We start from the raw sequence: 13,635 nt of genomic DNA on the forward strand, positions 1-13,635 counted from the left end.
CCTCTTTATTTTTTATCACCCCATTGTTCGAAAAACTTTCCGATTCTCATAACCAAAGCGGTTGCTTGAAGTTCTGCTTTCTCGCCTTTTGGTACGATGAACGTTTCAAAGGGGGAAACCTGCCTGTTGTCCAGTACACCGTTTTCTAGAATCACAATCGCGCAGAATCCCTCTAATTTTCCTCTTTCCAGTTTTTCTATCCTGAAGTACTCACATTCGAAGTTTTCAAAGTTCTCCGCTATCAAGTCTTCGACTTTCCTTTCTTTCATCACTTTGAAAGCCTTTTCTATGTGGAGCTCTCTGCCACGTCCCCAATCGTAAACCCTGTAGGTGAGGTCGGACGCCTGCTGAACCTCCACGAGAAGACCACCAGGCCCGAGGGCGTGGACCGTTCCAGCGGGTAGAAAAACAAAAGTTCCAGGTTCTATTTCCACCTTTTTCAACGCTTCATCCCAGCTGTTGTCTTCAAGTGCTCTCTTGACCTTCTCCGGGTCTTCCCCTATGGCGATCTGACCTTTTTCTACGAAGTACCACGCTTCGGTCTTGCCCCACGGTTCGTTTTCCAGCTCCTGGGCCTCATCGTCGTTGGGATGAACCTGAACGGAAAGCCAATCCTCGGCAGAAATGAGTTTCACAAGGAGTGGAAAACGCGGCAACTTCTTTCCAATGAGCTTCTCCATATCTTCGTTGAGATCGAGACCACCTTCCGCCTCTGTAATGAAGAGTGGATGTCCGGATAAAAGCCATACTTCTCCTATTTTCTCGTTTGAACCGAACATCTCACCAAGGCGATAACTGCCCCATATCTGCTTTCTCAGTTTTGGAAAGACTTTTATCGTCACGCTGAATACCCTCCTACTCGTATTTCACCGTCTCTGTAGTAGAAAACCGCTTTTGTGAGTTCTTTTTCCACACGAAACACTTTCTCGAACATGACGATTTCAACACCGGGATAAACAACCTCTTTCACAACAACGGAGGCGTTTTTAGCCATTTCTTCGGCTATTTCTTTGAGCCTTTTCAGTTCTCCCTCGTTTTTCTGAATGGAATCTCTGAGATTTATCAAAGTGTTGTTCACTTTGTTCAGAAGCGCTTCTTTGTCAGGTGGGAATTTGTCTTTCAACATTCCCTGAAGCTTTCTGAGCTCAACGAGTAGTTTCGTCAATTTTTGAACGTTCTCTCTATCAAGAGAGATCTGAGCGGAGAGGAGCTTTATTTTCTCGTTGATCTCAGGATCGACTCCAACTTCTATCCTTGTCTTAACACCTATAGGAGAACCCAAAAAATAGGTTTCTACCTTCACCTGAGCTATGGTTATACCACCTCTTATACTTCCTCCTTTACCAAAAACAGCAACATCGATGGCTTTAACCGTGGAGTTCTCTATGCTCTTTTCCACCTGAACTTCTTCGGCCTCCACTTCTGCGTTCTCTATAAAAACGACTTTGACAGTTTTCTTTGCTTTTACGAACGCCTTCCCTCTTCCTTTTATTCCTCCAGCTGTGATACTTCCATTGAAGGAAATCACCGTTGCCGCTTCTATTACACCTTTCACTGTGATGTCTTCCTGAGCCTTTACGACGAAATCTGGTTTCACATCACCTTTCACAACCACCTTACCGGGAAAATCTATATTCCCGGTGGAATAGTCCACGTTGTCAACTTCCAGAGTGTCATACACGTGTATCGTACCGTTTGTTTCTATGACCAGAATCCCGCTCTTCGTTGCGATAATCTCGTTATCCTTCATCGTCACGTTGTATCCCAAATGGTACTCCGGCACTCTTCCAGGTCTTGGTTTCACGGGGTTTCCAAAAACATCTATTCCTTCCTTTCCAGGAGTCGGTGGTATAATGCGGGCAATTGTTTCTCCTTTCCGCACGATCACTCTCTGCTTAGCGGGAATTTCTCTCAGATCTATCTTTTCTCCTTCATGAGAAGAAGATTCTATCTTTTTTAGAAGTTCCACTCTCCCATCTTCCCCATCCACCGGAGGAGTGCCCTCCGCTACGAGAACAGGTGTGTTGTACACAGGTGATCTTGCCAGGTCCTCTATGATTTCTTCCTTTATACCGTGATTTATTCCGGCGGAGCGTAGTGCATTCAAAAGCTCTTCCTTTGTGAGAGGAAGTTCGCTGGATCCCTCTTTTCGCAGAGTCACATAAGCCTGCATTCTGTCTTCAGAAACTGTGATCTCTACCTTCACCCCTATCCCTCCGAATCACCAGGGATTCTCTTCCAGGAACTTTTTCATTGTTTCAATGGCCCTTTCGGCGAGTTTTTTTCTCTTTTCGAACTTATCCTTCACACGGACCTTCAGCGGAGGAAGGAGTCCAAAGTTTGCGTACATCGGCTTCAGATCTCCTTCGACCTTCTCTATTATATAACTGAAGAGCGCTCCCATCATGGTCTCCTCGGGAAGTTTTAACGGAGAGAGTCCCTTCAGGATACGATGAACATTGTAGGCCACGTAGATTCCCGACGCGGCAGATTCCATGTATCCCTCCACACCTGTGATCTGACCAGCGAAGAAGATGTTAGGGTGCTTTTTCAGACGGAAAAAGATATCGAGCAATTTTGGAGAGTTTATGTAAACATTCCTGTGCATAACTCCATACCTTACGATCTCGGCGTTTCTGAGACAGGGGATCTTTCTCAGAACTCTCTTCTGTTCACTCCATTTCAGCCTGGTCTGAAATCCAACGAGACTGTAAAATCTGCCCTCTTTGTCCTCCCTTCTAAGCTGAATGACAGCGTAGGGCTCTTTACCCGTTCTTGGGTCCACCAGACCTGTTGGTCTCAAAGGACCGTATCTCAGCGCGTCTTTCCCACTTCTGGCTATTTCTTCTATGGGCTGGCAGCGCTCGAAGAGGAGCTTCCGATCGAAATCCTCCATTTCTATCACTTCAGCTTCGACGAGTGCCTTCCAGAATTCCTCATACTCTTCCTTGGTGAGAGGACAGTTTATGTAATCCTTTCCCTTCCCAAATCGGTCTCCCCAGAAAGCGCGCTCCATGTCTATCGACTCGAAGGTCACGATCGGAGATACGGCATCGAAAAAGAAAAGAAAATCGTCACCGAGGAGCTTCTTCAAAAAAGGAAGCAAACCATCCGATGTGGCTGGCCCCGTCGCTACAACCCATATTCCTTCTTCTGGATCGAACTCGGTTACTTCCTCTCTGATGATCTCCACACTCTCAAGACTTTCTACAGCCTCCGTCACTTCTTTCGCGAAGATGTTACGATCTACCGCAAGGGCCTTTCCAGATGGAACACGCGCTTTCTCCGCGGCTTCGAGTGTTATAGAACCCATCAGCCTCATCTCAGCCTTCAGGAGTCCTTCGGCGTTTGTTATGTCTTCCGATTTGAGAGAGTTGCTGCAAACAAGCTCCGCAAAATATCCTGTTTTGTGCACTTCAGTCATCTTCTTCGGTCTCATTTCAAAAAGACGAACCCTTATTCCCCTTTTTCCAAGGTTGTAAGTCACCTCTGAACCCGCGAGCCCTGCTCCGATGACATTCACAATCATTCTTTCACCTCAATTTTTTCTTGACAACGGTGAGGTTTCCATTTCTAAGAGGGCGAACCCTGAATTCGTCGGTGACGCGAGAAATTATGTAGAGGCCATACCCACCCTCTCGCGGATTCTCCAAATCGGGCGGTGTAGGCTTCAATCTGGCGGGATCTACGGGAGGACCGAAGTCTCTCACCAACACGTGAAAGACCTCGTCTTTTAACGTGTAACTCACGATGATTCGCTTCGTTTCATCGTTCTTGTAAGTGTGTTTGATCACGTTCGCGAGGATCTCTCCCAAAACTATCTCCATGTCAACGATCAAACTTTCTGATGATTCATGTATTTGAAGAAAATCGCGCAAGACAGAACGAGCAATCTTTATATGAGACTTTTTAGAGAAAAGCACAACATTCACGGTGTCGATCAATTCAAGCCCCCCTTTAAAATCAAAAACGCTTCAACGGGTACTCTTGGTGACAGAAGGGTTTTCTTCTCGAACTTCAGAATCTCTCTGAAAACGACTTCCACATTCTTTTCAGTCAATTCTGCCACCTTCTGGATATCACCCGTTCTCAGGAAAGTCTTCACCAATTCAGGAATTTGTATGTTCAAAGAAAAGTTGTACGCGGGCAGTTTTTCGTAGAAAGAAAAAGGTTCGTTCACATATCTGTCCATCAACAGAGCTTTTCTCACAGCCTCTTTAATATCCTTCTCTGGATCGGAAAAAGAGACCTTTCCTTCGTTGATCTGCAGCGATATTCCAGCAGGTGCAATACCCACGTCTATTTCTCCGGCGTTGTAAATCACGTCCGCAAAACTTGAGAGTTTCTCCCTCAGAGAAAGTCTGGTTTCGAAGTTCTTCGATCGAACGATGAAGACCCTCTTTCCAGGTCGCCAATCGTTGAACAGAAAATCTACGAGGTTTTCCACTTCTTCGCTGTACAGCCTCATTCGAAGAAGCTCGTGATTCAAAAGTTCGACGAGAAAGTCGCGCCCTTGTGTTTTCTCGTCGGTGAAAATCGCCAACTTTCCGAGGACAGTCTGCGCCGGGAAACAGAAAATTTTTCCCTTCAGCGGAACATTCGACTCGAGAACAGTCCTGGCCATTTCGAAAACTAAGTTCTCCGGTAAACCCAGTCCGTTCCAGAGTATTCTCTTTCCATCACATATAACCACGTTTTCCGGGAATTTCAGCATGTTTCTCCCTTCTTTCCAGAAGGCTGAAAACACAACCACAGTAGTTCTGTCTGTATATCCCGAGCTCCTTTGAAAGCCTCACGCCCTCCTGGTAGGCTCCTCCCTTTCTGAAGTTCTTGAAGAAGAATTTCACCCCGTATTTTTCTTCAATGGTTTTTCCAATATTTTCTATCATCGGAAGATTCTTCCGGGGACTCGCAAGAAGGGTTGTGGAAAAAGACTCGTGACCTCTTTTCCTCGCTTCTTGAGCCGTTCTTTCAAGAAGGAAAGCGATGCAACTCTCACATCGCTTGCTGCCTTCACCGAGATCTTTGTAGTCTTTGACCGCTGCGTACCACTTTCTTATCTCTTCTGTTGAATACTCACCGTAGCGAACACTCAGCGAAAAGTGATTAGCAACTTTGTCCACGGCCTCCCTTCTTTTCTCGTACTCTGAAGGAGGCTGGATGTTCGGATTGTAAAAGAAGAACTCGGCATCCCTCACATGGAATATTGTCGTGAGAAGATCCGGCGCACAGCAAACATGAATCAGCACAGTGCCCACCTCAGAAGAGTTTACTGGAATCGAGAAGAATGGTCACCGGTCCATCGTTCACCAGATGAACGTGCATGTGGGCTCTGAACTTCCCCGTTTCCACTTTCAAACCCTTTTCCCTGAGAAGTTCCACGAATTTCTCGTAAAGCGCTTTCCCCTTATCTGGAGGTGCAGCTTCTGTGAAAGAAGGCCGCTTCCCTCTTCTGCAATCTCCATAGAGGGTGAACTGTGAAACAACAAGGACTTCACCGTTTATGTCTTTAACGGAGAGATTCATTTTTCCATCTTCATCCTCGAAGATTCTAAGACCAGAAACCTTATCGGCCAGCCACTCGCAGTCTTCTTCTGTATCGTCCTTTCCCACTCCAACAAAGACGAGAAGACCTTTTCCTATGGCTCCCACCGTTTCTTCCTCGACAACCACCCTTGCTTCGCTGACTCTCTGTACAACTGCCCTCATTGCACCACCCTTTCCGCGTCCAGAACGTACCTGTAAGATCTGAGTCTGTCGAGAAGGCCGGTGAGTTCGACAGTGTTAGATATTTTTATGTGAATTTGTACGACGAGCGGTTCTTCTGACTTCAAAGTTTTCATGGCCACGAATTCCGCACCGAGGTTCGTTATTCGATCTATCAAACTCGGAAGGTTTTTTTCCGAATCGAGGACCACCCTTATGTGCGCATCGAACATCTCTGAGGTTTCAAGGTTCCATTCAGCTGGGAATATCCTGTCCTGTGACATGTTCTTCAGGTTCCTACAATCCCTCCTGTGTATAGTCATGCCTCTTCTGCTCACTACAGCCACTATGGGATCGCCCATGATCGGATGACAGCACTTCGCGATGTGGAACTCTATGCTATCTATCCCATCTACCTTCACAAGATTCTGTATCCTCGTCTTCTTCTTCGTGGATCGCTTTTTCACAACGATCTTTTTTCCCAGAATAGCTTCTATGAGATCCTGTGTAGTGATGCTGCCTTCTCCGATTCTCATGAAGAAATCTTTTTCCTGATACGTGTTCAAATACCTTTTGATTCCTTCCGTTTGCATCACTTCTTCGAAAGATTTTCCGAGCTTTCGGCAGATCTTCCTGAGAACTTCCTTTCCTCTTTCTACAAGTTCCGGCGCGAGTTTTTCCTTCAGAAATCTTCTGATTTTTGCTCGTGCGCTGTGGGTTTTGGCGTACTTCAACCAGTCGACACTAGGACCCGGAGAGTTCTTGTTGACAATTATTTCAACAACATCTCCGTTTTTCAGTTGATAGTCGATGGGAACGATCTTTCCGTTCACTTTCGCTCCACTGTAGTGATGCCCTATCTCTGTGTGTATCGCATACGCGAAATCAATTGGTGTGGAACCTTTGGGAAGATGCAGAATATCTCCCTTTGGGGTGAAGACAAACACCTCGTCCATCTGAAGTTCTTTCTTGATATCTTCAAACTCGGTGAATCCCTGGGCGAGTTCTTTTCTCCAATCGAGAAGCCTCTCTATCCATTCTTTTGCCGTTTTCACGTCTGGCCTTTCTTTGTATATCCAGTGAGCGATCAAACCGTACTCGGCTTCTCTGTGCATCTCCTCATCTCTTATTTGTATCTCAAGGGGTTCGCCGTAACCTGTTATCACAGTTGTGTGGAGCGAGCGGTAACCGTTCGACTTCGGCGCAGCGATGTAATCTTTGAACCTTCCCGGAAGTGGTTTCCAGATGTTGTGAACGATCCCCAGAACTGTGTAACAGGTGGTCACGTCCTTCACTATCACCCTCAGGGCGATCAAATCGTAGATTTCTTCGAATTTTTTCCCTTTTTCCCTCATTTTCCTCCATATGCTGTAATAATGCTTGTACCTTCCCTCCACAATCGCTTTTATCTTGTGCTCTTCCAAAGCACTTTTGAGAAGGGAGATGTATTCATTGGTTCTCTTTTCTCTCTCTTTTCTCTTTTCAGCGACGAGTTTCTTTATCTTGTAATATTCCTCCGGATACAGCACTTTGAAAGCCAAGTCTTCGAGTTCAGACTTTATCGAGTAGATTCCAAGCTTATGAGCCAGAGGTGCGTAGATCTCGAGGGTTTCGTAAGCCTTGTACCTCTTCTTTTCCTGATCTTGAACGTAGTGAATAGTGCGCATGTTGTGAAGACGGTCAGCGAGTTTTACGAATATAACTCTCATGTCTTCTGCCATCGCAAAGAACATTTTTTGTATGGTCTCTATCTTCTTGCGAGAGTCTTGATCACGACCGATCGGTGCGTTTATGCTGCTGACCTTGGTGACACCATCCACGATCCTGGCCACCTCAGGCCCAAATTCTTTCTTTATTTGATCAAGACTGACATTTTCGCCGTCTTCAACGACATCGTGCAGAAGGGCTGCGACCAGAGTCGTTACATCAACACCCAGACCCGCAAGGATTTTCGTGACTTCGACGGGATGAGTTATGAATGGCTCTCCGGAGAATCTCTTTTGACCTTCATGCACGATTCGAGCAAACTCATAAGCCTTTATGAGGAGTTTCTTCTCCTCTCTTGTGAAGCTCTTTTTTTTGAGACTTTCCAGCTCTCTGATTACCACTTTCGCTTCCGTTTCGATCTCTGTTCGATTGATCACAATTTCACCACCGAATTCACCTTCTGTGGAGAAAATTATAACACGGGAGAGGAGCATAAGCCGGATTCTGTCGTGGGCGGTCATCAATCTGGGGTGTGCGTTACCGCACACCTCAAGCGGCCAACCCGGGGGAATAGGGGGAGCGACCCAACCCCCTGCTTGGCCTTGCTCCAGGTGGGGGTTGCCAAGCCGCCGGGTTGCCCCGACGCTGGTGGGCTCTTACCCCACCGTTCCACCCTTGCCCTCAACGGGCGGTCTTCTTCTCTATGGCCCTGTCCGAGGGTCACCCCTCCCGGGCGTTACCCGGCACCCCGCTCCAGAGTCCGGACTTTCCTCGGGAAGCGCAGGTGTGCGCCCCCGCGACCGCCTGCTCCTCTCCCCGGTTTAATTAGACTCTCTCGGTTTCATCATCGTTCCGGTAAAAAGCGCTACCAGAACGAGTATTCCTCCCAAAAGTTGAAGGAAAGACATACGCTCTCCAAGAAGGAGAAACGAAAGCACAAGAGAAACAAAAGGTTGAGTCATGTAAACGAGCGCAGTCGTGTTGTTTCCCACTTCCTTCTGATACCTCATCTGCCAGAGGATACCGAGGGTCGTAGCGAACACTCCGCTGTAGATCCCCACAGAAATCGCTTCGAGATTCAGGTGCCACCTTTCGCCCAATCCAAAAAGGAAATTAACGGCTCCAACGGTCGCGAACTGCCAGAAAAGCATGTTCTTTTCCTCTTCGGATCTGGAAAATCTGGTTATGAGAACCACGTGCAGTGCAAACAGAACCGCGCAGAAAAACTGAAAAAGATCTCCCAGTGTAATTTGCGACACGCCACCTGTGAGCAGATAGAGCCCCAAAAACCCTGAAGTGAAAGAGATAAAGTGAATTTTTCTCAATTTCTCCCTTTCAAGAAGAAAAGCAAACAAGGGCACAAGAAACACAAAGCTCGAAACGATGAAACCGCTTTTTACAGCACTTGTGAATTTCAATCCCCAGAGCTGAAATATGTACGCTCCACAGAGAACAAGCCCCAGTAGGAAACTCTTCACAAACCTGCCGGGTCCGAACACAAAAAGCGAAAGTAAGGCCGCACTTCCAAACCTCACAGTGTTGTAAACGAAGGGAGAAACGCCTCCCAGAACGAGTTTCTGAAGCGGAAAAGTCGAACCCTGAAGAACCGCCGTTAGAACGAGAAACGCAAGGGCTTTATTTTCCCGCCACATCCAGAACCTCCACCAGAACACTCGGTGCTATCGTGTGTTGAGACACCTTCACATCGTTTCCAACGAGAACTATCTTTCTCAGAAGATCGAGGAAGTTACCCGATACGGTGATGTCTTCCACACCGTGTACGATCTCTCCGTTTTCCACCCAGTATCCCTTCGCAAACAGCGAAAATTCCCCAGATATAGAATTCGCCCCCGCGTGCATTCCTTCAACTTCCGTGATAACGACTCCTCTGCTCATCTCCTTCAAAAGTTCTTCAAAAGATTTCTCACCCGGCATCAGCATGAGATTGACCGGACGTATTCCTCCTACGAATCCATTTCCCGTTGGTTCTACTCCTTCTTTTCTGGCCGTTTTCAGGTTGTGAAGGAACGTTTTCAGCACACCGTTCTCCAGCACAAATTTCTCGGTTGTGGGAACTCCTTCATCGTCGAAGGGAGTGCTGGAAAGTCCCTTGGGATGGTAAGGCAGATCCTTTATCGAAACAGCGGGGTTTCCCACCTGCTCTCCAAGCTTTCCCTTCAGCGGAGAAAGATTTTTCTGCACATTTTCAGCCGATATCATGGGTATGAACATCTCCATGAGATCGAGCAGAGCTGTGTTTCTCATCAACACAGGATACTTCCCGGATGGTATCGTTTTTGAACCGATGAGAGAAATTGCCTCTTCCGCAGCTCTTTTCCCTATTTCCTCGGGGTCCAGCTCTTCCGGTACCCTCGCCAGTTCATACCAAGAACCAGATCGCGGATTGGTGTCTCTAGCGATCGCCATGGCGAAAAGGAAACCGCCGTCCATCTGACTCTCAACGTTCAAGCCCAGTGTGTTGGTGATGATCTTCTTTATTACCATGTCCCTGTACATGACTGTTGGTACCATGGCGACGCGTTCGTCTTTCGCAGCGCTCTCGTGAGCCTTTTTGGCCATACCCATTTTCTCTTTGACAGAGAGCTTTTCGAATCTCCCAACGTACGTTTCCATTTCTCTGTACTCTTCCCCACCCTCGAAGAAGTATTCTTTCTCTTCACTGTCCTTGATCTGCAAATTGCTCAGTGCCTCTTCGAAACACTTTTCTGGATCTTCCAGAACCTGTGTTCTGAACGCTCCTGTTTTTCCATCTTTCAGCACTTTTATTTCCACGTTGAATTTTCCCGCGTCCGTGTACTGATCGAGGTCACCGTTTGCGAGACGAAGGGAAAATTCTTTAGTCTCCAGAAAACTTATCTGAACTTCCACTCCATTTTTCTTTGCAAGAACGAACAATCTATCTTTGAATTCTTCGAAGGTCATTTGTTTCGCCCCCCTACTACGATCTCCTTAACTCTTATCGTGGGCTGGCCCACATCTGCCGGAACGGATCCAGAGAACGAACCGCACATACCCTGGTCTCTCGCCAAATCGTTTCCCACCATGTCGATCTTCTGAATGATCTCGTGTCCCTTACCTATCAGTGTGGCGCCCCTCACCGGTTTCGTGATCCTTCCTTTTTCTATGAGATACGCTTCAGAAACCGCGAAGTTGAACTCTCCAGTGGCCGGATTAACCGATCCACCTCCCATGGTCTTCGCGTAGAGACCGTACTCGGTAGCCGCGATGATTTCTTCCGGGTGGTAATCTCCAGGGAGTATGAAGGTGTTGCTCATCCTCGAAGTGGGTGGGAAGGTGTAGTCCTGTCTTCTGCCGCTTCCTGTGCTCTTCATCCCCATTCTTCTCGCACCGAGCTTGTCCACAAGGTAGCCAACGAGAACCCCCTTGTCTATGAGCAGTGTTCTCTGTGTGGGAGTTCCTTCGTCGTCCACGTTAGCGGAACCCCAGCCGTTCGGAATGGTGGCGTCGTCCACCGCGGAAACACATTCCGCAGCCACTTTCTGCCCGAGCTTTCCCGCAAAAACAGAAGCCCCCTTCGCCACGGACGTTGCCTCAAGACCATGTCCAACCGCCTCGTGGAAAATGACTCCTCCAAAGCCGTTGGCAATCACAACCGTCATTTTTTCAGCTGGAGCGGGTTCTGCCTCGACCATCCTGGCTGCTATTCTCGCTGCCTTCCTTGCCGCTTCCTCCACATCTATTCTGTCGAAGAATTCAAAACCCATTCCTGCCCCAGGACCGTAGAAACCCCTTTCGAGCACTCCGTCCTTTTCCGCCACCGCGTTTATCATCAAGCGAGTTCTCACCCGTCTGTCTTCAGCCCAGGTTCCTTCTGAATTTGCAACCAGAATCTCCTGATCGTAGTCCCAGTACCAGACTACCACCTGCTTTATGAGTTCGGAGTAATTTTTCGCCGCGTAATAGGCTTTTTTCATGACAGACACTTTGTCTGTTTTTTCCACCTGAGCCGGTGGAATGAGTACCACGTGTCTTTCCTTCCTTTTCGTTCTGTTGAAATTGAACGTGAGATCCTCAACTTTCGTTTCCTCGAGTGCTTCTCCCACCTTCTTTGCGACGTTTATCAGATTTTCTCTCGAAAGATCGTTAGTGTAGGCGTAAACGGCTTTTGTACCGAGAAAACCTCTTATTCCCACCCCAACGATCTCACCGCTCGTTGCCTGCTCGATCTTCCCATCCTTCAGCTCGTATCGATTCTCGAATTTTCTCTCAAAGAAAAGCTCAGCGAAATCCCCTCCGTTCTTCAAAACAGCTGAAAGAACGTCTCTGATAACGCTTTCGTTGAGCACCGTGATCCCTCCTTTCTTTTTAACCATTATACTACTTTCCAAGTTCGGGGTGCTAACTATTTCAGCACCTCCAACTGGTGTAGAATAAGATCGATGGGAGGTGGATAACATGAGAAGATTTTTACCGATTCTTTTTCTGCTGATTGCAAGCGCCGTACTGGCTGGTGATTACGTCCTGATCGTTTATTCAGAGCCCCTTTCTCAGGTTTTCGTAAACGGAAACTACGTGGGAACGGTCGATGTGACCGGTCAGATGATACTTACGTTGAATTCTTCCGGGAAATTCACCATAACGGTGAGAAAGAGCTGGTACATTCCTTTTGAAAGCGAAATCATCGTTTCATCTCCAGGAGAATTCGTTATATTCGCGAACTTGAAAGAAGCAGGAGCTCTGAGAGTCTTCTCGAACGTGTACCCCGTTGAGGTCTTCGCTGAAGGCATGTACCTAGGAAAGATCCACAGCGTCAAGGATGTACTCTACGTGCCGGCCGGTACGGTGACGCTCACATTCAAAGCTCCGGGGTACAAGGAAGAAGCGGTGACCGTCCAGGTAAAACCAAGGAGCGAGAACACAATCAACATCTATCTGGAAGAGAAAGCGCTCGCACTCGACTTGAAAGTGGAACCCGAGAGATTCTCACCGAACGGTGACTGGTACAACGATAAAACTACATTCTATATCTACCTCTCCAAACCCGCGGACCTGAGTGTGGAAGTTCTGAACGACAGAGGAGAAACCATCTGGTTCAGACAGCTGAAAGGCTCCGAGGGAACGAACAAGGTGATCTGGGACGGAAAAGACGCATCAGACGGAAGATACAGGGTGAGAGTAACTGCCTCAACCGACGATGAGATGCAGTCTGTAGAAAAAGAAGTGATCGTGGACAGGAGCGAGTACACCTACTTCAAAGAACTGTTCATCGGTTCGGTCCTCGCCCTGGTGGTTCTCCTGATTCTCGTTCATTAACCTCTGAGTACTACAAAGTAAATGTACACAGAATAGATGATGAGGAAAACTGCCCCTTCAAAACGGGAAATTCTCCTTCTGGAGACAGCAAAAACAAGAAGAAGGACCGACGTTAAGAAAAGAAACCAGAGATCCACAGAGTGGTTGACATCCACTGTCAATCTTCCAAAGAACGAACTCACTCCCAGTATGAAGAGGATGTTGAAGATGTTGCTTCCCACGATGTTTCCAACGAGGATATCACTCTCTTTTTTCGCCGTTGAAACGATGCTCACCACGAGTTCCGGCAGAGAAGTCCCAACGGCTATCACAGTCAAACCTATAAACGCTTGAGAAAGACCGAAAGTTTCGGCTATTTTCACCGCGTTCTCTATGGCAAGGTCGCCTCCGAACCAGAGAGCGAGGATTCCACCCACGATCATCAAAAGACTGACTGCAACACTCTTCTGTGGTTTTATCTCTTCCAGTTCCTCTTCCACCACTTCCTTCGCTGAGGTGACTAAGTAATACATGAAGATGACCATGAAAGAAAGGAACACCACCCCATCGTACCAGGAAAGATAATAATTTTTCAGAAACAAACTGATGAAAGAGATAGTCGCAAGGATCATGAACGGAATTTCAGATCTCACAGTGCTTCTTTTCACCGGCACTGCTCGAAGAACGGCAGCGAGCCCGAGGCAGAGTCCAACGTTTGCTATGTTGCTTCCAACCACGTTGGAAATAGCTATACTGGAATATCCCTTAATGGCGGAAACGAGAGAAGAAACAAGTTCGGGAAGGGACGTTCCAAAAGCAACAACAGAAAGTCCCACGATCAACTTGGAGATCCCCAGTGTCAGTGCCAGCGACGACGCCCCCGTGACGAGCCAGTTTGCGCCGATCACCAGAATCGCTATTCCCAGGGCAGTCAGAAGAAAAGCCACA

At 47.5% G+C, this 13,635-nt stretch carries 13 protein-coding genes and 1 other RNA gene; 1 reads left to right on the forward strand and 13 read right to left on the reverse strand.

The window, feature by feature from the left end; all coding sequences use genetic code 11:
- Nucleotides 1-5: 5 nt before the first annotated feature.
- From TRQ2_RS00975 to TRQ2_RS01030, 12 genes are all read right to left on the reverse strand, one after another.
- On the reverse strand, nt 6-842 hold the full coding sequence (locus tag TRQ2_RS00975) for a type I phosphomannose isomerase catalytic subunit (protein WP_012310377.1): 837 nt from the start codon (nt 840-842) through the stop codon (nt 6-8).
- Nucleotides 839-2,206 carry a DUF342 domain-containing protein gene (locus TRQ2_RS00980; protein ID WP_012310378.1) on the reverse strand — a complete coding sequence of 456 codons (1,368 nt, stop codon included), beginning with the start codon at nt 2,204-2,206 and terminating at the stop codon, nt 839-841. Before TRQ2_RS00980 ends, TRQ2_RS00975 begins: the two co-directional genes overlap by 4 nt.
- Nucleotides 2,207-2,221: 15 nt before the next feature.
- Nucleotides 2,222-3,529 carry a methylenetetrahydrofolate--tRNA-(uracil(54)-C(5))-methyltransferase (FADH(2)-oxidizing) TrmFO gene (gene trmFO / locus TRQ2_RS00985; RefSeq protein WP_012310379.1) on the reverse strand — a complete coding sequence of 436 codons (1,308 nt, stop codon included), beginning with the start codon at nt 3,527-3,529 and terminating at the stop codon, nt 2,222-2,224.
- A 4-nt stretch (nt 3,530-3,533) separates the two neighbouring features.
- On the reverse strand, nt 3,534-3,944 hold the full coding sequence (locus TRQ2_RS00990; protein WP_012310380.1) for an anti-sigma regulatory factor: 411 nt from the start codon (nt 3,942-3,944) through the stop codon (nt 3,534-3,536).
- Complete coding sequence (locus tag TRQ2_RS00995; protein ID WP_012310381.1) at nt 3,941-4,714, reverse strand: DUF4940 domain-containing protein; 774 nt, start codon at nt 4,712-4,714, stop codon at nt 3,941-3,943. The genes TRQ2_RS00990 and TRQ2_RS00995 overlap by 4 nt, the downstream gene beginning before the upstream one ends.
- A complete protein-coding gene (locus TRQ2_RS01000) occupies nt 4,680-5,249 on the reverse strand; it encodes an epoxyqueuosine reductase QueH (RefSeq protein WP_012310382.1) in 570 nt (189 codons plus the stop codon). Before TRQ2_RS01000 ends, TRQ2_RS00995 begins: the two co-directional genes overlap by 35 nt.
- Before the next feature lie 10 nt (nt 5,250-5,259).
- On the reverse strand, nt 5,260-5,709 hold the full coding sequence (dtd, locus tag TRQ2_RS01005) for a D-aminoacyl-tRNA deacylase (RefSeq protein ID WP_012310383.1): 450 nt from the start codon (nt 5,707-5,709) through the stop codon (nt 5,260-5,262).
- Nucleotides 5,706-7,850, reverse strand: coding sequence for a bifunctional (p)ppGpp synthetase/guanosine-3',5'-bis(diphosphate) 3'-pyrophosphohydrolase (locus tag TRQ2_RS01010; RefSeq protein WP_012310384.1), 2,145 nt, complete (start codon nt 7,848-7,850; stop codon nt 5,706-5,708). Before TRQ2_RS01010 ends, dtd begins: the two co-directional genes overlap by 4 nt.
- Nucleotides 7,851-7,891: 41 nt before the next feature.
- Nucleotides 7,892-8,229, reverse strand: an RNA gene (gene rnpB / locus TRQ2_RS09580) — RNase P RNA component class A.
- Nucleotides 8,230-8,234: 5 nt separating this feature from the next.
- Nucleotides 8,235-9,065, reverse strand: a complete 831-nt coding sequence (locus tag TRQ2_RS01020) for a DMT family transporter (protein WP_012310385.1) — start codon at nt 9,063-9,065, stop codon at nt 8,235-8,237.
- Nucleotides 9,049-10,356, reverse strand: coding sequence for a TldD/PmbA family protein (locus tag TRQ2_RS01025; protein ID WP_012310386.1), 1,308 nt, complete (start codon nt 10,354-10,356; stop codon nt 9,049-9,051). Before TRQ2_RS01025 ends, TRQ2_RS01020 begins: the two co-directional genes overlap by 17 nt.
- Nucleotides 10,353-11,741, reverse strand: coding sequence for a TldD/PmbA family protein (locus tag TRQ2_RS01030; RefSeq protein WP_012310387.1), 1,389 nt, complete (start codon nt 11,739-11,741; stop codon nt 10,353-10,355). Before TRQ2_RS01030 ends, TRQ2_RS01025 begins: the two co-directional genes overlap by 4 nt.
- Nucleotides 11,742-11,850: 109 nt before the next feature.
- Between TRQ2_RS01030 and TRQ2_RS01035 the strand changes: the two genes are divergently transcribed.
- Nucleotides 11,851-12,708: a FlgD immunoglobulin-like domain containing protein gene (locus tag TRQ2_RS01035; RefSeq protein ID WP_012310388.1), complete on the forward strand. Its 858-nt coding sequence runs from the start codon at nt 11,851-11,853 to the stop codon at nt 12,706-12,708.
- Here the strand turns inward: TRQ2_RS01035 and TRQ2_RS01040 are convergent.
- Complete coding sequence (locus TRQ2_RS01040; RefSeq protein WP_011942888.1) at nt 12,705-13,634, reverse strand: calcium/sodium antiporter; 930 nt, start codon at nt 13,632-13,634, stop codon at nt 12,705-12,707. The genes TRQ2_RS01035 and TRQ2_RS01040 overlap by 4 nt on opposite strands.
- Between the last annotated feature and the right edge of the window lies 1 nt (nt 13,635).

The sequence above is a fragment of the Thermotoga sp. RQ2 genome, assembly GCF_000019625.1.
In the GTDB taxonomy this organism is placed as follows: Bacteria; Thermotogota; Thermotogae; order Thermotogales; family Thermotogaceae; genus Thermotoga; species Thermotoga maritima.